Raw genomic sequence first — 19,975 nt, 5'->3', positions numbered from 1 at the left:
GAGGTGCGAGCGAAGCGAGCCTCGAAGGGTGCCCGCCAGGAGACTGCTGCATGCAGCCCTCGGTCAGGATCCTTTCGAGGCTCGCTGCGCTCGCACCTCAAGGATCGGTCGCTGGGTCAGTGGGCGGCGCCCAGCTCGACGAGCACGACCCCCGCGCCGATGAGCAGGATGCCCAGCGCCATGACCAGCGTGAGCGGCTCCTTGAACACCACGCGCGACAGGATCGCCGTGAGCGCGACGCCAGCCGCCGCCCAGATGCCGTAGGCGACGCCGAGCGCCATGCCGAGCGACAGCGCGACCGACAGCATCGAGAACGCGGCGACGTAGCCGACCACCACGGGCACGTACCAGCGACGCGACGGCGACCCGCCCGTCGTCGCCATGCGCAGCGACATCGTCGCCGTGATCTCGAGCACGATCGCCGCGGCGAGCGCGAGCCAGGCCATCACCGACCTGCCTCGACGCCCGACGGCGCGACCGCATCCTCATGCGCACGCCGATGCGCGGCCTGCGAGCCGAGCTCGACCAGCAGCACGCCGCCGATGATGAGCGCGATGCCCACGCCCATGAGCGGCGTGAACGGCTCGCCGAACAGCGCGGTCGACAGCACCGCAGTGAGCGCGACGCCCGTCGCACCCCAGATGCCGTACGCGACGCCGAGCGGCATGCCGGCCCGCAGCGTGCCCGCGAGGCACGCGAACGAGCCGACGTAGCCCGCGACGACGACGGCGTAGAGCCCGGGCGTCTCGAGCGCGCCCTTGAGCGACAGCGACGCCGTCACCTCGAGCGCGATGGCGCCCGCCAGCAGCAGCCAGCGGCGAGCGACGAGGCTCACGCCGTCACCGCCAGCAGCTCGTCGACCAGGTCCGCGAGCGCGGCGCGGTCGGCGGGCGACGGCGGCAGCACGTCGGCGGCGCACGCGAACCACACGCCGTCGGCGAGCATCCGCACGGCGAGGAGTCGCGTGCGCAGCGCGGGCTCGACGCCGTCGAGCGCCGCGAAGACGCGGAACCGCTCGGTCCAGCGTGCGGCGAGGTCGTCGCGGATGCGCGGATCGGCGAACACGACGAGGTCGCTCGCGTCGTGCTCGTCCTCGAGCGCCCAGCGCGCGTAGGCGATCGTGAGCTCGACGGGCGTCGCGGATGCGGGGTCGGGCACGCGCAGCAGGATCTGCGCCTCGCAGCGGTCGACGACATGGTCGACGAGCGCGAGCATGAGCTGCTGCTTCGTGGGGAAGTGGTACATGAGGCCGGGCTTCGTGATGCCCGCGGCGCGCGCCGCGGACTCGAGCGACACGGCCTCGCCGTCGCGCAGCAGCGCGAGCGCGGCGTCGAGCGCGTCGACGCGAGAGGAGGAGCGGGGAGCCATGCCGATTAATTTACCTTCCGGTTGGTCAAGTGCCAAGTCGTGGAAGCACCGCAACCCCGTGACCTGCGAGGCGTGCGCTGGCACCGTGGCACGCATGCCCCTCCCCCGCCGAGCCCCGATCACGGCCGCCCTCGCGGCGATCGCCAGCGCCCTCGTGCTCGCTGGCTGCGCGGGCGACCCCGCACCCTCCCCGAGCCCGTCCGAGACCGACCCAGCACCGTCCGCGAGCGCATCCCCCGAGCCTGAGGCGAGCGCCTCCGCCCTGCCCTTCGTCATGCCCGAGACCGCCGACGGCGATCTCGCCCGCGCCGAGCACGCGATCGTCGACGGCGTCCCCACCACGCCGTCGATCGCGATCGCGCCGATGGTGGCAGGTCAGCCCGTCGCGATCGAGGGGCAGTGCACGGGCGGCGCGTCGATGACCTTCCGTCTCGAGCGCGCCGTCGACGCCGAGCCCGACGAGCGGCTGCTCATGGAGGGCACGATCGAGTGCGACGCCGACGTGGCGCAGGTGTCGACGATCACGGCGCCGTACGCAGGTCCCGTGCAGCTGACCATCGCGCCCGGCGAGGGTGTGACGGAGGCGTGGGCGGTCGCGCGACTCGCCTGAGCCGCGGCTACGGCGTGATGCGCACGTCGGGGCCCAGCACGTCGGTGACGAACTGGATGCCCGACTCGACCGTGAGCTCGTTGCGCCACGCCGACCGCGTCAGCGGCTCCGCCGCATCCACCAGCGGATACACCTGCAGGTCGACGCGGTTGATGAGCTGGTTCGACGCGAGCTGCTGCGGCGTCAGGTCGTAGTGCATGTAGATGGGGATCGCGCGCGGATCCTGCACCGTCACCGTGCCGTCGGGGTCGACGACGAGGTCGATCTGCGCGATGGCGGCGAGGATGCGCGGGATCTCGATCTGCGTGGAGAGGAAGTTGCCGACGGAGTAGAAGACGAACGCCGGCGTGCCGTCGGCGCGCGTGATCCACGACGCCGGCTGCAGCACGTGCGGACCCGTGCCCATGATGACGTCGGCGCCGAGGTCGGCGAGCCACTGGCCCTGCTCGACCTGCGCGGGGTCCTCGGTGAGCGAGTACTCGGTGCCCCAGTGCACCGACACGATCTGCACGTCGGACTGCTCGACGGCCTGCGCCATGAGGGACTCGACGAGCGCCGTGTCGCCGAGACGGTTGAGCGCGAAGGAGTCGTGCGCCTCGTTCGACAGCTGCGTGAAGGCGAGGAACGCGACGCGCACGCCGTCGATCTCGGTCACCGACACCGTCTGCTGCTCCTCCGGCGAGCGGTTCGCGCCGGCGATGAGCGCCGGCTGCAGCGCATCCCACTGGGCGCGCGTGATGTCGATGCCCTGCTGGCCCCAGTCGGCGAGGTGGTTGTTCGCGAGGTTGATGGTGTCGCAGCCCGCCGCGGCCATGCCGGTCGTGAGCGCCGAGGGTGCGTTGAAGCGGGGGAAGAACGACAGCCCCGTCTCGTCGCCGGCGCTCGGCACCTCCTGGTCGCACATCACGAGGTCGGAGTCGGCCCAGCGGGGCGCGACGGCGTCGGCGAAGTGCGCGAAGTCGTAGGTGCCGTCGGGCTGCTCGGCGTCGTAGACGACCGAGTCGTGCGGCAGCCAGTCGCCGACGGCGCTCAGCGTGATCGTGGTCGGCTCGGGCTCGGGCGTCGGCGTGGGCGTCGTCGACTCGGATGCCGTCGGCGCGGCCGTGGGGGCGTCGTCGTCGAGCGCGCCCTGGCAGCCCGTGAGGGCGAGGACGAGCACCGCGAGCGTCGCGGCGGCGGGCTTCAGCTGCGTGGGCACGCGCTCAGCCTGCCATGCAGCGGATGCACGATCCCTGCGCGGACGCGGGCTACTGCTGCGTCATGATCGCGAAGGCGATGATGCCCACGATCACGAGCACGACCACGCCGATCCACGTGAACGGGTTCTCGGCGTCGCCGTAGCCGCCGCCCGAGTACGAGTCGTGGTCGTACGACCGGCGGCTGCTCGACGAGCCCCACGACCACCCGCCACCGCTCGAGCCGCGCGAGCCGCTCGAGCGCCTCGACGACGAGCCGAACGAGCCGCCACTCGACGATCGGCCGCCGAACGAGCCGAACGAGCTGCGGCGGCCGCCGAACGAGCCGCCGCCCGACGATCGGCCGCCGCCTCCGGATCGGTTGATCTTCGCCATGGCGGCTCCCCCTTCACGGATGCGGTCGGGTGCGACGCTAGTCGTGCGGCCTGGGCGTGCGCTCACCTCCCGGTGCGCACCGCCCGACCGTCAGCGGAGCCGATCAGCCGTAGTCGGGGGCTGCCGGCAGGGCGAGGTACTCCTCGAGCGTCGCGACGCCCGCCTCCGTCATGGCCGTCGCCAGCTCGACGCCGACGAAGCGCAGGTGCCACGGCTCGTACTCGTAGCCCGTGATGCCCTCGAGCCCGTTCGGGTAGCGCACGACGAAGCCGTGCTGCCACGCATTCGCGGCGAGCCACTGCCCGGAAGGCGTGTCGGCGAACGCGACGCTGAGCCGCGCGACGCCCGACGTGCCCACGACGTCGACCGCGAGGCCCGTCTGGTGCTCGCTGTGGCCGGGGCGCGCGCTCGTCGTGTCGGCCTCCGCCTGCCCGTACTGGTTCACGAAGCCCTGGTAGATCGACGCCTGCGTCGCGTACGAGCGGTACGACGAGAAGACGAAGACGCCCTCGCCGATCGCGGCGCGCTGCGCCTGGTCGAGGGCGACGAGCGCCGCGTCGACCTCGGGGCGCACGAGCTCGTCGCCGTCCTGCGCGATCGACACGGCCACGAGCTGCGGCGCGTAGTCGGGCGGGTTCAGCGGGCGGCGCTTGTTGACGATGACCTGCAGGCTCGCGCCCGAGTCGATGTCCCACTCGAGCGGCGGCGGCTCGGGGGTGGGCGTCGGCGTGGAGGTCGGCGTCGGGCTCGGCGTGGGCGACGGCGTCGGATCGTCGCTCGGCGTCGGGCTCGACGACGGCTCGGGATCGCCGGCGCACGCGGTGAGGGCGAGCACGGCGGCAGCGGTCAGCACGGCGCGACGGGAGTAGCGGGGCACAGCGCCAGCCTACGTTCGACAAAAGTTGCAGTCTCTGCAATAATCGTTCCTTGCCGTCGCAGCGTCGAGACCGGCCGCACCACCACCACTCGTTCGTTGGAGCACCATGTCCTCTTCTCGTCCATCGGCATCCCAAGCCAAGGCTGCGGCGATCGCCGAAGCCGGCGGCATGAGCCGCCGCGAGATCAACCTCGTCATCCTCGGCCTCATGGCCGCGATGTTCCTCTCGTCGCTCTCGCAGACCGTCGTCGGCACCGCGATGCGCACCATCGCCGACGACCTGCACGGCCTCAGCCTGCAGGCGTGGGTCACCACCGCGTTCCTCATCGTCTCGACGGTGATGACGCCCATCTACGGCAAGCTCTCCGACCTCTTCGGCCGCCGACCGCTGTTCCTCATCGCGATCGTGCTGTTCCTCGTCGGATCCGTCGCATCGTCGTTCGCGCAGGACATGATCCAGCTCGCCGGCTTCCGCGCCCTCCAGGGCCTCGGCGCCGGTGGCCTCATGTCGCTGCCGCTCACGATCATGGGCGACATCCTCGCCCCGCGCGAGCGCGCCAAGTACCAGGGCTACTTCCTCGCCGTCTTCGGCGTCTCGAGCCTGCTCGGCCCGCTCGTCGGCGGCCTCTTCGCCGGCGCCGACACCCTGCTGGGCCTCGAGGGCTGGCGCTGGGTGTTCCTCTTCAACATCCCGATCGGCATCGTCGCGCTCTTCATGGTGTTCCGGTTCCTGCACATCCCCGTGCTGCACAACCGCGTGCGCATCGACTGGTGGGGTGCCGCGGCGCTCATCATGGCCGTCGTGCCGCTGCTGCTCGTCGCCGAGCAGGGCCGCACGTGGGGCTGGGGCTCCGCAGGCTCGATCGCGTGCTTCATCACCGGCGCCGTCGGCATCGTGCTGTTCATCCTCATCGAGTCGCGCATGGGCGACGACGCGCTCATCCCGCTCGCGCTCTTCAAGTCCCCCACGTTCTCGATGGCGACGATCATCGGCGTGCTCGTGGGCTTCGGCATGTTCGCGGGCATGATGATGATCCCGTTCGTGCTGCAGATCGTGCACGGCATGAACCCCACCGAGGCGGGTCTCGCGACCCTGCCGATGATCGCGGGCCTCATGATCGCCTCGATCGGCTCGGGCCAGATCATCGCCCGCACCGGCCGGTACCGCATCTTCCCCATCATCGGCACGGCCCTCATGGCCGTCGGCTACGGCGTGCTCGCGCTGCAGCAGTACGACAGCCCGCTGTGGATGATGCTCGGCGGCCAGCTGATCCTCGGCCTCGGCCTCGGCCAGCTCATGCAGACGCTCACGATCGCCTCGCAGAACTCGGTGCAGCCGAAGGACATGGGCGTCGCGACCGCGGGCGCCACGTTCTTCCGCCAGCTCGGTGGCACGCTCGGCGTCGCGATCGTCTTCTCGGTGCTGTTCTCGCGCGTGATCGACACCATGGCCGCCGCCTTCCAGCGCACCGACCTCATGGCAGACATGCAGGCCGCGCTGCAGGACCCGACCGTGCTCGCCGACCCGGCGAACGCCCGCATCCTCGAGGCACTGCAGGACCCCTCGGGCCTCGGCACCGCGCTGAACGACGACTCGTCGTTCCTCACGGGTGCGGACCCGCGCCTCACGGCGCCGTTCCTCGACGGCTTCGCCTCGGCGACGTCGACGGTGTTCCTCGTCGGCATGGCCGTGGTGCTCGTGGCCTTCGTGCTCACGCTCTTCTTCCGCACCCCGCCGCTGCGCCAGCGCTCGGCGATGGAGGAGGCGCTCGCCCAGAAGGCCGAGCTCGACCAGCTGCAGGCCGAGCAGACCGCGACCGGATCGATCGCCGTGCCCGTGGTCGCAGCGCCCGAGCACGACGACTCGCGCTCGGCCGTCGGCCCCGGCGCGCACGCTCGCCGCGAGGAGTAGCGACACCTCGAGACACCTCGAAGGGGCGGATGCGGGCGACCGCAGCCGCCCCTTCGGCGTGTCGCTGGACGCCTCGTACGGATGAGGAATCCTTGCGCCAGGGTGACGCATCTGTGGAGAACGCTCACCTCCACACGACCAGGGAGTAGCCTGGACACATGCCTGAAGGTGAGGCGGCAGTGCCCGCACGTCGTCGCAAGCCGCGCATCCCCGCGAAGATCGCGCGTCAGCAGATGCTCGACGCCGGTGTCGCGCTCGTGGAGCGCTCGGGGCTCACGGTCGGATTCGGCCATCTGCCGCTCGAGGAGATCATCGCCGACGCCGGCGTCTCGCGCGCGAGCGCCTACCGCCAGTGGGGCTCGCACGAGTCGTACGTCGTCGACCTCATCGCCGAGATCTTCGGTCGCCCGCAGTACGGGCTCGGCTTCTCGTCGGGCACGACCGACTCCATCACGGCGGGGCTGCGCGAGCACGCCGCGCTGCTCGAGACCGTCGAGGGCCGCCACGCGGTCATGCGCGACATCATCCGCATCGCGGCCGAGCGCAACTTCCGCGACCTGCTCGCGTCGCCGCAGTGGCACTCGTACGAGTCGCTCTACGCCGCCGCGGCCAGCCCGGGCGATCCCGCGAACGCGGCAGCGCTCGAGGCCACCGCGCGCCAGGTCGAGCAGCACTTCATCGACACGAACGCCGGCTTCTACCAGGGCGCGCTCGGCATGCTCGGGCAGCGCTTCATCGCACCCGCCACCGCGCGCACCGTCGCCGTCGCGACGCACATCGTGGTGAGCGGCTACGCGAACCGCGTGCGCGTCGACCCGTCGTTCGCCGACATGCAGGTCGATGGCCCGGCGCTCGACGGCTCGACGACGCGCTGGCACCTCGTGGCCTGGCTCACGTACCAGGCGATCGCGTCGTTCGTCGAGGATGCGTCGGCACCGGCCGCATCCGACTGATCCGCGCACGCGAACGGCCCGCTGCCATGGCAGCGGGCCGTTCGTCGTCAGCGGCTCAGTAGCCGGAGTGCGACACCTCTGCCGCGGCGACCTCGATGCCGAAGTCCTCGGCCTGCTGCACGATCTTCTGCGCGCGAGCGAGGCGCGGCAGGTCGGAGCCGTCGGTGATCTTGCCGCCGGAGGCCTGGAACGCCGTGATGAAGCCGTGCGCCCACGCGATGTCGTCGTCGCTGGGGCTCAGGCCCTCGTTGATGGTCGCGGCGTGCGCGTGCGTGAGGCAGAGCTTGCCCGACATGCCCATCTCCTTCGCGTGCGCCGTGCCAGCCGGCAGCTTCGCGAGGTCGAGCGTGGGGCCGTCGATCGGTGCAGGCAGGCGAGCGGCGCGCGAGGCGATGACGAGCTGCGAGCGCGCGTAGGCGAGCGCGAGCGGGTCCTCGCCCGTCGCGGTGTCGCGCTTGAAGTCGCCCGTGCCGAACGCGATGCGGAACGTCGACGGCGCGTTCGCGATGCGCTCGACCTGCTGCACGCCGCGCGCGGTCTCGACGAGGGCGAGGATGCGCACGCCGTCGGGCAGGCGGTCGGCGGTGTCGTCGATGTGGCTCGACGACTCGGACTTCGCGAGCATGACGCCCTCGAGGCCCTCGGCCTTCTTCAGCGCGGCGCAGTCATCCGACCAGAAGTCGCTCGACGCGTCGTTGATGCGCACCCAGGCGCGGTGGCCCGAGTTCAGCCACGCGAGGGTGTCCTTGCGCGCCTGCTTCTTGTCGTTGGCGGCGACGGCGTCTTCCATGTCGATGATGATCGCGTCGGCATCGGATGCCTGCGCGATCTCGAAGAGCTCGGGGTGGGATGCCGGCACGAGCAGCCAGGAACGGGCGATCTGGGGGGAGACAAGTCGTCGGCTCACGATCCTCGAGCCTATCGAGGCTCGCGGGCGCGCCGCGCCTTGCGGTCGTATCGGTCGCGGGCCCGGGCGCGTCACCCGCTACCGTGACGGCATGATCCTCGTCGCCGTCGCGCTGGGTGCCGTCGTGCTGCTGCTCGGCGCCGCCGTCTCGATCGTCGGCGCGCGCCGACGGCAGGGGCGCGTCGTCGCGCTCGGGCTCGTCGGCGTCGTGCTGGGGCTCGCGGTGCTCGTGCCCGCGGCCGTCACGGGCGTCGGGCTCGCGGCGTCCTGACGCTGCGGTCAGCGCCCGCGCAGCCGGTCGATCTCGCGCCGGTCGCGCTTGGTGGGCCTGCCGGTGCCGCGGTCGCGGATCGGCACCTGCTGCGCCTCCATCGGCGTCGGCCGCGCCGGCGTGCGATCCTCGTACGCCTTCGCGGCGAGCTCGGCGCCGACGCGCTTCGCGAGCAGCTCGCGCACCATGAGGATGCGGTCGAAGCCGTGCAGGCGCACGCGCACCTCGTCGCCCACCTTGAGCGACTGCGCCGCCTTCGCAGGCTGGCCGTTCACGCGCACGTGCCCGGCGCGGCACGCGGCGGTCGCGGCCGAGCGCGTCTTGGTGCAGCGCACGGCCCACACCCACACGTCCACGCGCAGCGAGTCCACCATCCATGCTCCAAGGAGAGTTGAGGGTTTCGGCCCGATGTGACCTCGTCTCGGGCCGAAGTCCTCAACTCTGTCACGCGGCGGCGACGACCTCCAGCACCGCGGCGCCGTAGCGCTCGAGCTTCGCGTCGCCGACGCCCGAGACGCCGCGCAGCGCACCCTCGTCGCCGGGACGCGTCGCCGCGATGCCCGCGAGCGTCGCATCCGAGAACACGACGTACGCGGGCACGCCCTGCTCCTTCGCGACCTCGCTGCGCCAGGCGCGCAGGCGCTGGTAGACCCCCTGCTGCGCGTCGTCGAGCGCGATCGGCGCAGCCTTCGCCTTCGCCGACCGCCTCACCCGCTCCTGCTCGCGCCGCAGGCGCACCTCGCGCCGACCGCCGAGCACGTCGCCCGCCGCCTCCGTGATCGCGAGCACGCCGTACTCGCCCTGCACCTCGAGCAACCCCTGCGCGAGCAGCTGCCGCACGACGCCGCGCCACTCCTGATCGCTCAGCTCGCCGCCGATGCCGTACGTCGACAGCCGGTCGTGGCCCAGGCGGCGGATGCGCTCGGTGTCCTTGCCGAGCAGGATGTCGACGAGGTGTCCGGCGCCGTACTGCTGCCGGTGCTCGCGCTGCAGGCGCACGATCGTCGACAGCAGCTTCTGCGCCGGCACGGTGCCGTCGAGCGTCTCGGGCGGCGCGAGGCACGTGTCGCAGTTGCCGCAGCGCTCGCTCGGCTGCCCGAAGTACCCGAGCAGCTGCACGCGGCGGCACTCGACCGTCTCGCACAGCGCGAGCATCGCATCCAGATGCAGCGTCTGCGCGCGCTTGCGCTGCCGGTCGCCGTCGCCCTCGTCGATCATGCGGCGCTGCTGCACCACGTCCTGCAGGCCGTACGCGAGCCACGCCGTCGACGGCTCGCCGTCGCGGCCCGCGCGACCCGTCTCCTGGTAGTAGCCCTCGACCGACTTCGGCAGGTCGAGGTGCGCGACGAAGCGCACGTCGGGCTTGTCGATGCCCATGCCGAACGCGACGGTGGCGCACATGACGACGCCCTCCTCGCGCAGGAACCGCGACTGGTTGCGGGCGCGCGTGCCCGCGTCGAGACCCGCGTGGTACGGCAGCGCCTCGACGCCGTTCTGGGAGAGCCACGTCGCCGTCTGCTCGACGCTCTTGCGCGACAGGCAGTAGACGATGCCCGCCTCGCCGGGGTGCTCCTCGCGGATGATGCGCAGCAGCTGGCCGCGCGCATCCTGCTTCGGCGCGATGCGGTACTGGATGTTCGGGCGGTCGAAGCTCGACACGAACAGGCGCGCGCCCTGCAGGTCGAGGCGCTCGGCGATCTCGGCGCGCGTCTCGACCGTCGCGGTCGCCGTGAGGGCGATGCGTGGGATGCTCGGCCACCGCTCGTGCAGGATCGACAGCTGCAGGTAGTCGGGGCGGAAGTCGTGGCCCCACTGGCTCACGCAGTGCGCCTCGTCGATCGCGAAGAGCGCGATGGGCGCGCGGTCGAGCAGGTCGCCGACGACGGGCAGGCGCTCGGGCGCGAGGTAGAGCAGGTCGAGCTCGCCCGCGAGCAGGTCGCGCTCGACGGCGCGACGCTCGTCGATCGACTGCGTCGAGTTGAGGTACGCGGCGCGCACGCCCAGCTGCAGCAGCGCATCCACCTGGTCGTGCATGAGCGCGATGAGTGGGCTCACCACCACGCCCGTGCCCTCGCGCACGAGCGACGGCACCTGGTAGCAGAGGCTCTTGCCACCACCGGTGGGCATGAGCACGATCGCGTCGTCGCCGCGCACGAGCGTGTCGATGATCTCGGCCTGCTGGTCGCGGAAGGCGTCGTAGCCCCACACGCTGCGCAGCGCATCGATGGGCGTCTCGGGTCGCGGGCGCGGCGGCGCGGCGACGGCCGTCGCCTGGTCGGCCTGCGCCGCGACCGACGCGGGCACGGCGGCGCCGTACGCGTCGTCGGGCGGCAGCCAGCCGTCGTCCTCGGGCGGCGCCCACTCGTCGGGGGGCACCCAGTCGTCGGGGGATCCCCACTGCGCGTCGCTCATCGCATCCAGCCTACGAGCCACCGCAGACCGCCGCGCCGGGCGGTGGATGCGCCGGGCCGGCCGAGGCCTGTGGAGACCGCGCCGCCCAGGCGCCCTCAGGCGCGTGCGGCGTCGCGCCTCGCGACCTCCGCGAGCACGTCGCCGACGATCCCCATGTCCTCGGGGCTCGCGAACTCGAGCTGCGTGAGCCAGATGCCGATCGTGCCGTGCGGGTACAGGTAGGCGGCGGTGCCCCACGACCCGATCCAGCCGAAGCGGCCCAGCGCGTGGAAGGGCTGCGACTCCTGCACGTCGACCGCGCCGCCGACGCCCCACGCCTGGTCGTCGAGGAAGGCGTTGCCGGGCTCGGCGGTCGCGAGCGGCGACCGCATGGTGCGCACCGACGCCGGCGACAGCACGCGCGCGCCGTCGAGCTCGCCGCCGGCGGCGACCATGCGCCAGAAGCGCAGCAGGTCGGGCGCCGTCGACAGCAGCCCGCCCGCGCCGGAGGGGAAGACGGGCGGGTCGTCGAGCTGCGCCTGCGCGGAGTCCGTGACCACGACGTCGTCGCCGTCGCGCGTGCAGCCCGCGGCCGTGCGCGCGACCTGGTCGGCGCGCAGCGCGAAGCCCGTGTCGTGCATGCCGAGCGGCGCGAGCAGCACCTCGTCGAGCAGGTCGGGCAGGTGCGTGCGCGTGGCGCGGGCCAGCAGCACGCCCAGCACGTCCATGCCCGTGTTGTACGTCCACCCCTCCCCCGGCTGGTGGCCGAGCGGCAGCGTGCCGACGCGGCGCAGCAGCTCGTCGGGCTCGGGGCGCGAGCGCGCATCCCCGCCCTGGCCCAGCTGCTCGGCGTGCGCGGCCATGAGCGGCGCCGAGAAGTCGCCGACGAGTCCGATGCCCGACTGCGACGTCAGCAGGTGCTGCACCGTGATGGGCTGCGCGAGCGGCACCGTGTCGTCGAGCTGGGCCGAGGGATGCCGCAGCACGCGCACGTCGGCGAGCTCGGGCAGCCAGCGGCTCGCCTCGTCGGCGGGATGCACGACGCCGCGCTCGACGATCGCGAGCGCGAGGGCGCCGAGGATGGGCTTCGTGACGGATGCGGTGCGCACGACGGTGTCGAGCGTCATGGGAGCGCCGCCAGGGGCGCGCACGCCCGCGGTCGCGACGTCGACGTCGTCGCCCTGCGCGACGAGCGCCACGACGCCCGGGACGCCCTTCGCGACGGCGGCGTCGGCGAGCTGCTGCAGCGTTGCCATGCCGTCAGGCTAGCCGCGGGGCCCTGCCGGTCGCGCGGTCAGCGGGCGGAGCGGCTCAGCCACTCCTCGAACGAGACACGGCCCACGTGGCCGTCGGCCGGCAGCAGGTTCCTGCCCTCGCGGAAGAACGCGAGCAGCGACGGCGGGAACGGGCCGTTCACGATGAGGCCGCGCGCGTGCGTCGCCTGCTGCCACGCCTTCGCGAGGTCGCGTGACACCCGCACGCGCGGTCCGCCGATCTCGACGAACGAGGCGCCCGACGGCTCGACGGCCTCGTGCGCGAGCAGCTCGGCGACCTCATCCGGGTCGACCGTCTGGAACCGTGCGCCGAGGAACACGGGGATGACGCCGAGCGGCTTCGCCTGCTCGAAGAACGTCACGGGGAAGTCGTGGAACTGCGTGGCCCGCACGATCGTCGCGTCGAGGCGCGAGGCCAGGTAGCGCTGCTCCTGGTCGACCTTGCGCTGGTGGTACTGGAACGTCGAGTGCTCGGCGCCGACGATCGACAGCACGATCGCGCGCTCGACGCCTGCGGACTCCGCCGCGGCGATGAGGTGGCGCGCGCCGAGCGTGAAGATGCGGGTGTCGAGCGGGTTGGCCGTGTTCGTGGCGTCGACGATGACGTCGACCTCGTCGAGCGCCGACTCGAGGCCGTCGCCCGTGAGCAGGTCGGCCTTCGCGCCCGGGGCGCCGTGCACGTCCTTGCCGCTGCGCGACACCGCGACGACGTCGTGGCCCAGCCGCTGCACCTGCGCGACGACCCTCGCGCCCGCGTTGCCAGTGCCCCCGAAGACTGCGATGCGCATGTCCGTCAGGCTACGCCCGCGCCGAGCCCGCATCCAGGCGACGGCGGCGCGTCGCGCAGACGCATGGCGGATGCGTAGGGTGCCCGCGCGCGGGCGCACGCGCGGGAGGCGGACTCGGTCGGGGTGGTTGCGTTTCGCAGGCGATTCCGCCTCTCGAGGGGAATGTTCCCTTGAAGGCCGGAATCGCCTGCAATACGCAAGCACCGGACGAGCACCGCCAGGCGTGCGCGCGGTGCACACGAGCGTGCGCACGAGGCCGCGCGACCCCTCCCATCCGCCGCGGATGCTGGTGCGAGGCGGACGACGGAGTCCGCGCGAGGAGGAGACCATGTCCGAACGCTCCGACGAGTACGTCGTCATCGGTGCAGGATCCGCTGGCAGCGCCATCGCGCGCCGGCTCGTCGACGCGGGGCACTCGGTGCACGTCGTCGAGGCGGGCCCCGTCGACGTCGACCCCGACGTGCACTCGCCGCAGGGCTGGCCGGCGCTGCTCATGTCGCCCAACGACTGGGCCGTCATGACGACGCCGCAGCAGCACCTCGGCGGCCGCGTGCTGTACTGGCCGCGCGGCCGGGTGCTGGGTGGCTCGAGCTCGCTCAACGGCATGATCTACATGCGCGGCGACCGCTCCGACTACGACACGTGGGAGGCGTCGGGCGCGGTCGGCTGGTCGTGGGACGAGGTGCTGCCGTACTTCCGCCGCTCGGAGGACCACGTGGATGGCGCGGATGCGTTCCACGGCGAGGGCGGGCCGCTGCGCGTCGAGCGCATCCCCGACGAGCTGCGGCACCCCGTCGCGGCCGCGTTCGTCGACGCCGCCGTCGAGGCGGGCATCGAGCGCACCGACGACTTCAACCGAGAGCGCCTCGACGGCGCCGGCTTCAACCACACGACGACGCGCGACGGCCGCCGCGCGAGCGCGTGGCAGGCGTTCGTCGCGCCCATCCTCGGCAGCCCGCTGCTCACGGTGACGACGGATGCGCTCGTGTCGCGCGTGCTCGTGGAGGACGGTCGCGCCGTCGGCGTGGAGTACGTGGTCGACGGCGTGACGCACGTCGCCCGCGCCACGGCGGAGGTCGTGGTGAGCGCCGGCGCGATCGGCTCGCCCGCGATCCTGCTTCGGTCGGGCATCGGCCCGGCCGCGCACCTGGGCGACCTCGGCATCACCGTCGTCGCCGACGTGCCAGGCGTCGGTGAGAACCTGCACGACCACCTGCTCGTGAGCGTGCTGTACTCGTCGAAGGAACCCGTCGCGGCGCCCAGGTGGAACCTGCTCGAGAGCCAGCTCTACGCTCGCTCGTCGGTGTGCGAGGGGCCGGCTCCCGACCTGCAGCCGCTGTGCATCCACGTGCCGTACCCGACCGACGGCGGCGCCGCCCCCGAGCAGGGCTACACGCTCGCCGCCGGCATCGTGCGGCCGCACTCGCGCGGCACCATCCGCCTCGCGTCGGCCGACCCGACGGTCGCGCCGCTCGTCGACCCCAACGTCTTCGCCGACGAGCGCGACGTCGAGGCGATGGTCGACGCCATCGAGCTCGTGCGCCGCGTCGGCGCGCAGGACGCGTTCGCCGAGCTGCGCGACGCGGAGTTCGCGCCCGGACCCGACGTCACGAGCCGCGACGACCTGCGGGCGTTCGCACGCGCGACCGTCGGCACGTACCACCACCAGGTCGGCACGTGCCGCATGGGCGGCGACGACCTCGCCGTCGTCGATCCCGAGCTGCGCGTGCGCGGCGTCGCCGGGCTGCGGGTGGCGGATGCGTCGGTCATGCCGATGGTGCCGAGCGCCAACACGAACGCGCCGTCGATCATGATCGGCGAGAAGGCGTCGGACCTGCTGCTCGCCGCGGCGGGTGCGGGTGCGGATGCGGAGGCGCGGCTGGCGTCGGCGACGGCCTGATCCTCTCCACGCGACGGGGACGCCTGCGGGCGTCCCCGTCGTCGTGTGCGCGTGGTTGCCCTTCCCTGGGCTCGCCCCGGACCGGCCCTTGAGGTGCGAGCGCAGCGAGCCTCGAAAGGGCCCCACCGATGAGCGTCATTCGTGGCGATCGCTTCGAGGCTCGCTTCGCTCGCACCTCAACGATCGGTCTTGGGAGCGGAGCGGACTTGGGAGCCCTCAGCGCTCCCCCGCCGACTGCGCCCGGTACTCGCTCGGCGTCGCTCCGAACTCGTGGCGGAACGCGCGGGCGAACGCCGCCGCATCCGCGAACCCCCATCGGGCTCCGATGGCGCCGATCTGACGGTCGCCGAGCGCCGGGTTGCCGAGCTCGCGGCGCGTGGCGTCGAGCCGGTGCCTGCGGATCCACGCGCTGACGGTGTCCTGCTGCTCCTCGAACAGCTTCTGCAGGAACCGCACCGACACGTGGTGCGCCTCGGCGACGCCCGCGACCGTGAGATCGGGGTCGCCGAGGTGCTCGGCCATGAACGCCTCGATGCGCAGCCGCAGCGCGCGGCGCCGCGCATCCTCGTGGTGGTCGCCCGTGAGCTCGAACCGCTCGCCGAGCGCCGCGGCGAGCACGTCGAACACCGCATCCGACAGCGCGACGGAGTCGCCGAGGTCGTCGCGCTCGAGCGCGACGCTCAGCGAGTGCAGCAGCGTCGACGCGATCGCGCCGGCGCCCTGGCGCCCCGAGAAGCGCGACGCCGTCACGAGGCGCAGGCGGTCGCGGTCGACGTGCAACGCCTCGATGGGGAACATGACGACGAACATGCGGAAGGCGTCGTCGAAGTCGAGCGCGTACGGCCGCGTCGTGTCGTAGAGGGCGAAGTCGCCGGGCGCGAGGGCGGCGTCGCGGCCGTCCTGCGAGATGACGCTGTAGCCGCGCAGCTGCAGCCCCAGCTTCACGAATCCCGGATCGGCCGCGGCGATCTCGGAGCGCGAGCGCTCCACGCGCACGCCGGGGCCGGAGACGGTGCTCGCGAGGGCGCGCCCGAGCGCCTGCGCGCGCAGCGCCCCCGCGAAGTCGGCGCGCGCCTCGCCCGCGGGCGTCGCGCGCAGCGGCACGAACGAGCGGTTGACGGCGTCCTCCCACGCGTCGAACCGGTCGCGCGGCGCGAGCGCGCGCGTGTCGAGCACCATGGGGCCTGCGGCCCTCGGGGTGGCGTCGTCGCGCATCCGCTCCTCGCTCCGTCGCGGGATGGTGGAAGCATACGGACCCCGCGCCTGGTCGCGCACGGGGTCCGAATGCGGTCGGGGGTCAGCGTTGGATGACCTTCGGGGCCGCGACGGCCTTGAGGCCGGCGACGCCGAACTCCTGCCCATAGCCCGAGGCCTTGATGCCGCCGAACGGCACCATGGGGTTGATGGCGCCGTGCTGGTTGATCCACACGGTGCCGGCCTGGATGCGGCGCGCGACGGCCGCGGCCGCCTCGACGTCGTCGCTCCACACGGACGCGCCGAGGCCCTGCTGGGATGCGTTGGCGCGGCGCACGGCGTCGTCGACGTCGGCGTAGCGGATGACGGGCACGGCGGGGCCGAACTGCTCCTCGTCGACGAGCGGGGCGCCGTCGTCGATGTCGGCGACGATCGTCGTCTCGTAGAAGAGCGGGCCGTGCTGCGTGGCCGGCCTCCCGCCCGTCACGATGCGGGCGCCGCGGGCGCGGGCGTCGTCGACGAGCCGCGTGACGACGTCGAGCTGCTGCTGGTTCTGCAGCGGGCCGAGCACGTTGCCCTCGTCGAGCCCGTTGCCCATCGGCATCTGCGCGGCGAGCCCCGCGAGCGCATCCACGACCTCGTCGTACTGGGACTCGTGCACGTAGAGCCGCTTGAGCGCGGCGCACGTCTGGCCCGTGTTGATGAAGATGCCCCAGAAGAGGTTCTCGGCGATCGCGGCGACGTTCGTGCCCGGAAGCACGATGCCGGCGTCGTTGCCGCCGAGCTCGAGCGTGAGGCGCGCGAGGCTGCCCGCTGATGCCTCGACGATGCGGCGACCGGTCGCGGTCGAGCCGGTGAACATGATCTTGTCGAAGCCCTCGTGGCTCGCCATCGCGGCGCCGACCTCGCGGTCGCCGACGACGATCGACAGCACGCCGCCGGGCAGGTGCCGCTGCAGCACCTCGACGAGCGCGAGCACCGACAGCGGCGTGTGCTCGCTGGGCTTCACGACGACGGCGTTGCCCATGCGCAGGCTCGGCGCGACCTGCCAGATCGCGATCATCATCGGCCAGTTCCACGGGCCGATCGCGCCGACGACGCCGAGCGCGTCGTAGTGCACCTCGGCGCGCGAGTCGCCCGCCTCGAAGACCACCTCCGGCTCGAGCGGGGTGTCGGCGGCGGCGCGCGTCCACGCGGCGCAGGCGCCGACCTCGAAGCGCGCGTTGGGGCCGTTGAGCGGCTTGCCCTGCTCGCGCGACAGCAGCACCGCGAGCTCCTCCGCGTTCGCCTCGATGTCGTCGGCGATGGCGTGCAGGATGCGGCTGCGCTCGGCGTGCCCGAGCGCCTCCCACGCGGGCTGCGCGGCACGGGCTGCGGCGACGGCCCGGTCGAGGTCGGCGACGGTGTGCACGGGCGCGTCGCCGATGGGCTCGCGGGTGGCGGCGTCGAGGATCGTGCGGCCGCCGTCGGCGGTCACGGTCTCCAGCAGGGTCGTGGTCGAGGTCACGGCGAGCTCCTTCGCTGACCGACGTCGTCGTCGGGCTGCGGCCGAGCCTAGGTTCGCGTCCGCGCGTGCGGCAGGGGCGAGGATGCGGTCGTGCGCGTGCGGCACACACCCGTGCGCGCGGCGTCGTGGGTCGCGTCTCGCAGGCGGCGGGTTCCGTTTTGCAGGCGATTCCGCCTCTCGAGGGGAATGCTCCCTCAAGACCTGGAATCGCCTGCAAAACGCAACGGCCCGGATGCGGCCGGTTGCGTATTGCAGGCGATCCGGGGTGGCAGAGGGGTATCTTCCCTCTGCCCCACCGAATCGCCTGCAAAACGCAGAACCGACAGCCGGCGACCCCGGGTGGGCTCCCTTCGAGGCTCGCGGCGCTCGCACCTCACGGAGCGGTCCTGGGCGCAGGACCCACCGCGGGTCAGCGGCGGGGCAGCACCCCGACGATGGCGAGCACGTCGTCGGTCGGACCGACGGGCACCATGGGCGCCTCGATCTCGGCGCGGTCGAGCAGCTGCTGCATGCGGTCGCGGCGCGAGCGCGCGATCACCGTCACGACCGTGCCGCGACGGCCAGCACGACCGGTGCGGCCCGAGCGGTGCAGGTACGTCTTGTGCTCGTCCGGCGGATCCGCCTGCACGACGAGGCCCACGGAGTCGATGTGGATGCCGCGCGCGGCCACGTCGGTCGCGACGAGCACGTCGACGGTGCCCTTCTGCAGCATGTCGAGGTTGCGCTGCCTGCGGGCCTGCGTGAGGTCGCCGTGCAGGCTCGCGGCGAGGATGCCCGCCTCCTGCATCTGCTGCGCGAGCCGCTCGGCGTAGACGCGCGTGCGGGCGAAGACGACGACGGGGCCCTCGGCGAGCGCGAGCTGCTCGAGCACCGCATCCTTGTCGTAGCGGTCGACGACGAGCACGTGGTGCTCGATCGTGCCCGACGCCTGGTCCTCGCCCTCGACCTCGAGCACGGCGGGGTCGCGCAGGAACTCCTTCGCGAGCGCCGACACCTCCTGGTCGAGCGTCGCCGAGAACAGCAGCTTCTGGCTGTCGGGCCGCGTGCGGCGCAGCAGGCGCTGCACGGGCTCGAGGAAGCCGAGCTCGCACATGTGGTCGGCCTCGTCGAGCACCGCGATCTCGACGCGGCCGAGGTTGAGGATGCCCTGCTCGACGAGGTCCTCGATGCGGCCGGGGGTGCCGATGAGGATGTCGACGCCGCGCTCGAGCGCCTTCTCCTGCGGCCCCTGGCGCACGCCGCCGACGATCGTGGTGGTGAAGATGCCGACGGCCTTGCCGATCGACTGCGCCACCTGGTCGATCTGCATCGCGAGCTCGCGCGTCGGCGCGAGGATGAGCGTGCGCGGCGGGCGACCCACGGTGCGGCCGCCGTCGGGGCGGGTGCGCAGCAGGTGCTCGACGATGGGCGCGACGAACGCGATGGTCTTGCCCGAGCCGGTGCGACCGCGGCCGAGCACGTCGCGGCCCGCGATCGCCTCGGGGATCGCCGCCGCCTGGATGGGGAACGGTGCGACGGCGCCGAGGCCGCCGAGCGCGCCGACGATGCCGGCGCCGAGGCCGAGGTCGGCGAAGTCGACGCCCTCGACGGTCTGCGACACGGCGGTCGCGTCGAGGCGGTCGTGCACGACGTCGTCGGATGCGCCGGGCTGCGCCGCGCGCGACGGGTAGTAGGTGGAGTCGACGCGACCGTCGGGGCGCGCGCGGTCGATGCGCGGCGACTCCTGCTCGCGGCTGCGATCCTCGCGAGCGCGGTGCTGCGCCGTGCGGTCGTCGCGACGCGAGCGGTCGTCGGCGCGGGCGCGGTCGTCGAGGCGGTCGCGCTCGCCGCCGACCGAGCGACCGACGGGACGCTGGCGGTCGCCGTCGCGACGCGCGCCGCCCTTGCCCGCCTTCAGGTCGCGGTACGACGTGCCGGCCTCGGGACCGCGCGGCTGCTGCGCGCGGTCGCGAGCGCGGTCGCGGATGGGATCGCGGCCAGCGGCGCGGCGCTCGACGGCGGCGCGACGCGCCTCCCGGTCGCCACGTGGCGAGGGCGTGCCGTGGCGCGCGTCGCCGCGGCCCGTGCCGCGCACGCTGCCGCTGCGGTCGTCGCGTCCGCCGCGCCCGCGGTCGTCGCCGGCACCGCGCCCGCGACCATCGCGTCGGTCGTCGCCGTAGCCGCGCTGCTCGTCGCGGTCGACGCTGCGCTGCCAGCGCGAGGGCTTCTCGCGCGGCTCCCAGCTGGGACGCGACGGGTCGCGCTCGTCGCGCTGACGGCCGCCGCCCGCTCGACCCGTCGCGGGTCGGCCGGTGCCCGAGCGGCCGGCACCGGGTCGCCCGGTGCCCTGGCGACCGCCGGATCGGCCGCGACCGGACTGGTCGTCGGCGCCGCCTCGGCGACGGTCGGGCTCACGCTGCGGACGCGGCATGGTGCTCGCTCTCGTCTGGGGTCGCGCAGCACGGGATGCCGC

General features: G+C 73.1%; 19 protein-coding genes. 5 read left to right on the top strand and 14 right to left on the bottom strand.

Annotated elements, in window-relative coordinates:
* Positions 1 to 116 precede the first annotated feature (116 nt).
* The 3 genes from BLQ67_RS10295 to BLQ67_RS10285 are packed head-to-tail and all read right to left on the bottom strand — an operon-like array spanning position 117 to position 1,404.
* Positions 117 to 446 carry a DMT family transporter gene (locus tag BLQ67_RS10295; protein ID WP_092506891.1) on the bottom strand — a complete coding sequence of 110 codons (330 nt, stop codon included), beginning with the start codon at positions 444 to 446 and terminating at the stop codon, positions 117 to 119.
* On the bottom strand, positions 446 to 835 hold the full coding sequence (locus BLQ67_RS10290; RefSeq protein ID WP_092504799.1) for a DMT family transporter: 390 nt from the start codon (positions 833 to 835) through the stop codon (positions 446 to 448). The genes BLQ67_RS10295 and BLQ67_RS10290 overlap by 1 nt, the downstream gene beginning before the upstream one ends.
* The gene (locus BLQ67_RS10285; RefSeq protein WP_231945025.1) at positions 832 to 1,404 is read right to left on the bottom strand and encodes a TetR/AcrR family transcriptional regulator; all 573 of its coding nucleotides are present in this window, start codon (positions 1,402 to 1,404) and stop codon (positions 832 to 834) included. Before BLQ67_RS10285 ends, BLQ67_RS10290 begins: the two co-directional genes overlap by 4 nt.
* Before the next feature lie 58 nt (positions 1,405 to 1,462).
* Here BLQ67_RS10285 and BLQ67_RS10280 point away from each other — a divergent pair, with 58 nt between their 5' ends.
* The gene (locus BLQ67_RS10280; RefSeq protein ID WP_092504795.1) at positions 1,463 to 1,978 is read left to right on the top strand and encodes a hypothetical protein; all 516 of its coding nucleotides are present in this window, start codon (positions 1,463 to 1,465) and stop codon (positions 1,976 to 1,978) included.
* A gap of 7 nt (positions 1,979 to 1,985) precedes the next feature.
* Here the strand turns inward: BLQ67_RS10280 and BLQ67_RS10275 are convergent, their stop codons facing one another.
* The 3 genes from BLQ67_RS10275 to BLQ67_RS10265 form a co-directional block, all read right to left on the bottom strand.
* On the bottom strand, positions 1,986 to 3,176 hold the full coding sequence (locus BLQ67_RS10275) for a CapA family protein (protein ID WP_092504793.1): 1,191 nt from the start codon (positions 3,174 to 3,176) through the stop codon (positions 1,986 to 1,988).
* A gap of 49 nt (positions 3,177 to 3,225) precedes the next feature.
* On the bottom strand, positions 3,226 to 3,549 hold the full coding sequence (locus BLQ67_RS16715) for a hypothetical protein (RefSeq protein ID WP_197674598.1): 324 nt from the start codon (positions 3,547 to 3,549) through the stop codon (positions 3,226 to 3,228).
* Between the two features lie 103 nt (positions 3,550 to 3,652).
* A complete protein-coding gene (locus BLQ67_RS10265; protein ID WP_092504791.1) occupies positions 3,653 to 4,426 on the bottom strand; it encodes a M15 family metallopeptidase in 774 nt (257 codons plus the stop codon).
* 169 nt (positions 4,427 to 4,595) lie between these two features.
* Between BLQ67_RS10265 and BLQ67_RS10260 the strand changes: the two genes are divergently transcribed.
* Both BLQ67_RS10260 and BLQ67_RS10255 read left to right on the top strand, forming a co-directional pair.
* A complete protein-coding gene (locus BLQ67_RS10260; RefSeq protein WP_092504789.1) occupies positions 4,596 to 6,338 on the top strand; it encodes an MDR family MFS transporter in 1,743 nt (580 codons plus the stop codon).
* 158 nt (positions 6,339 to 6,496) lie between these two features.
* Positions 6,497 to 7,291: a TetR/AcrR family transcriptional regulator gene (locus tag BLQ67_RS10255; protein WP_157674792.1), complete on the top strand. Its 795-nt coding sequence runs from the start codon at positions 6,497 to 6,499 to the stop codon at positions 7,289 to 7,291.
* Positions 7,292 to 7,346: 55 nt separating this feature from the next.
* Here the strand turns inward: BLQ67_RS10255 and BLQ67_RS10250 are convergent, their stop codons facing one another.
* On the bottom strand, positions 7,347 to 8,198 hold the full coding sequence (locus tag BLQ67_RS10250) for an HpcH/HpaI aldolase/citrate lyase family protein (RefSeq protein ID WP_092504785.1): 852 nt from the start codon (positions 8,196 to 8,198) through the stop codon (positions 7,347 to 7,349).
* A 91-nt stretch (positions 8,199 to 8,289) separates the two neighbouring features.
* On the opposite strand from BLQ67_RS10250, the gene BLQ67_RS10245 reads away from it, so the two are divergent.
* On the top strand, positions 8,290 to 8,469 hold the full coding sequence (locus tag BLQ67_RS10245) for a hypothetical protein (protein ID WP_092504783.1): 180 nt from the start codon (positions 8,290 to 8,292) through the stop codon (positions 8,467 to 8,469).
* Positions 8,470 to 8,477: 8 nt separating this feature from the next.
* Here the strand turns inward: BLQ67_RS10245 and BLQ67_RS10240 are convergent, their stop codons facing one another.
* The 4 genes from BLQ67_RS10240 to BLQ67_RS16425 all read right to left on the bottom strand — a co-directional run bounded on the left by BLQ67_RS10240 (position 8,478) and on the right by BLQ67_RS16425 (position 12,922).
* The gene (locus BLQ67_RS10240) at positions 8,478 to 8,843 is read right to left on the bottom strand and encodes an RNA-binding S4 domain-containing protein (protein WP_092504781.1); all 366 of its coding nucleotides are present in this window, start codon (positions 8,841 to 8,843) and stop codon (positions 8,478 to 8,480) included.
* Positions 8,844 to 8,913: 70 nt separating this feature from the next.
* Complete coding sequence (gene recQ, locus BLQ67_RS10235) at positions 8,914 to 10,881, bottom strand: DNA helicase RecQ (RefSeq protein WP_092504779.1); 1,968 nt, start codon at positions 10,879 to 10,881, stop codon at positions 8,914 to 8,916.
* A gap of 95 nt (positions 10,882 to 10,976) precedes the next feature.
* Positions 10,977 to 12,116, bottom strand: a complete 1,140-nt coding sequence (locus BLQ67_RS10230; protein ID WP_092504777.1) for a serine hydrolase domain-containing protein — start codon at positions 12,114 to 12,116, stop codon at positions 10,977 to 10,979.
* A 38-nt stretch (positions 12,117 to 12,154) separates the two neighbouring features.
* Positions 12,155 to 12,922: an SDR family oxidoreductase gene (locus BLQ67_RS16425; protein WP_157674791.1), complete on the bottom strand. Its 768-nt coding sequence runs from the start codon at positions 12,920 to 12,922 to the stop codon at positions 12,155 to 12,157.
* A 328-nt stretch (positions 12,923 to 13,250) separates the two neighbouring features.
* Here BLQ67_RS16425 and BLQ67_RS10220 point away from each other — a divergent pair, with 328 nt between their 5' ends.
* Positions 13,251 to 14,822, top strand: coding sequence for a GMC family oxidoreductase (locus BLQ67_RS10220; RefSeq protein WP_092504773.1), 1,572 nt, complete (start codon positions 13,251 to 13,253; stop codon positions 14,820 to 14,822).
* Between the two features lie 216 nt (positions 14,823 to 15,038).
* Here BLQ67_RS10220 and BLQ67_RS10215 read toward each other — a convergent pair whose 3' ends face one another.
* From BLQ67_RS10215 to BLQ67_RS10205, 3 genes are all read right to left on the bottom strand, one after another.
* Positions 15,039 to 16,037, bottom strand: a complete 999-nt coding sequence (locus BLQ67_RS10215; RefSeq protein WP_172802297.1) for an AraC-like ligand-binding domain-containing protein — start codon at positions 16,035 to 16,037, stop codon at positions 15,039 to 15,041.
* An 82-nt stretch (positions 16,038 to 16,119) separates the two neighbouring features.
* Positions 16,120 to 17,523 (bottom strand): aldehyde dehydrogenase family protein, encoded by a 1,404-nt coding sequence (locus tag BLQ67_RS10210; protein WP_092504769.1) that lies wholly within the window; start codon positions 17,521 to 17,523, stop codon positions 16,120 to 16,122.
* A gap of 409 nt (positions 17,524 to 17,932) precedes the next feature.
* The gene (locus BLQ67_RS10205; protein WP_231945024.1) at positions 17,933 to 19,933 is read right to left on the bottom strand and encodes a DEAD/DEAH box helicase; all 2,001 of its coding nucleotides are present in this window, start codon (positions 19,931 to 19,933) and stop codon (positions 17,933 to 17,935) included.
* Positions 19,934 to 19,975: the final 42 nt, after the last annotated feature.

The sequence above is a fragment of the Agrococcus jejuensis genome, assembly GCF_900099705.1.
Classification (GTDB): domain Bacteria; phylum Actinomycetota; class Actinomycetes; order Actinomycetales; family Microbacteriaceae; genus Agrococcus; species Agrococcus jejuensis.
This window is presented reverse-complemented; position numbering and strand designations above follow the sequence as displayed.

What these genes read in the sequence shown, in the direction of transcription:
- BLQ67_RS10215 (WP_172802297.1), bottom strand. Translation starts at nt 16,037, where the DNA reads ATGCGCGACGACGCCACCCCGAGGGCCGCAGGCCCCATGGTGCTCGAC.
- BLQ67_RS16425 (WP_157674791.1), bottom strand. Translation starts at nt 12,922, where the DNA reads ATGCGCATCGCAGTCTTCGGGGGCACTGGCAACGCGGGCGCGAGGGTC.
- recQ (WP_092504779.1), bottom strand. Translation starts at nt 10,881, where the DNA reads ATGAGCGACGCGCAGTGGGGATCCCCCGACGACTGGGTGCCCCCCGAC.
- BLQ67_RS10295 (WP_092506891.1), bottom strand. Translation starts at nt 446, where the DNA reads ATGGCCTGGCTCGCGCTCGCCGCGGCGATCGTGCTCGAGATCACGGCG.
- BLQ67_RS10280 (WP_092504795.1), top strand. Translation starts at nt 1,463, where the DNA reads ATGCCCCTCCCCCGCCGAGCCCCGATCACGGCCGCCCTCGCGGCGATC.
- BLQ67_RS10240 (WP_092504781.1), bottom strand. Translation starts at nt 8,843, where the DNA reads ATGGTGGACTCGCTGCGCGTGGACGTGTGGGTGTGGGCCGTGCGCTGC.
- BLQ67_RS10245 (WP_092504783.1), top strand. Translation starts at nt 8,290, where the DNA reads ATGATCCTCGTCGCCGTCGCGCTGGGTGCCGTCGTGCTGCTGCTCGGC.
- BLQ67_RS10220 (WP_092504773.1), top strand. Translation starts at nt 13,251, where the DNA reads ATGTCCGAACGCTCCGACGAGTACGTCGTCATCGGTGCAGGATCCGCT.
- BLQ67_RS16715 (WP_197674598.1), bottom strand. Translation starts at nt 3,549, where the DNA reads ATGGCGAAGATCAACCGATCCGGAGGCGGCGGCCGATCGTCGGGCGGC.
- BLQ67_RS10255 (WP_157674792.1), top strand. Translation starts at nt 6,497, where the DNA reads ATGCCTGAAGGTGAGGCGGCAGTGCCCGCACGTCGTCGCAAGCCGCGC.
- BLQ67_RS10205 (WP_231945024.1), bottom strand. Translation starts at nt 19,933, where the DNA reads ATGCCGCGTCCGCAGCGTGAGCCCGACCGTCGCCGAGGCGGCGCCGAC.
- BLQ67_RS10230 (WP_092504777.1), bottom strand. Translation starts at nt 12,116, where the DNA reads ATGGCAACGCTGCAGCAGCTCGCCGACGCCGCCGTCGCGAAGGGCGTC.
- BLQ67_RS10260 (WP_092504789.1), top strand. Translation starts at nt 4,596, where the DNA reads ATGAGCCGCCGCGAGATCAACCTCGTCATCCTCGGCCTCATGGCCGCG.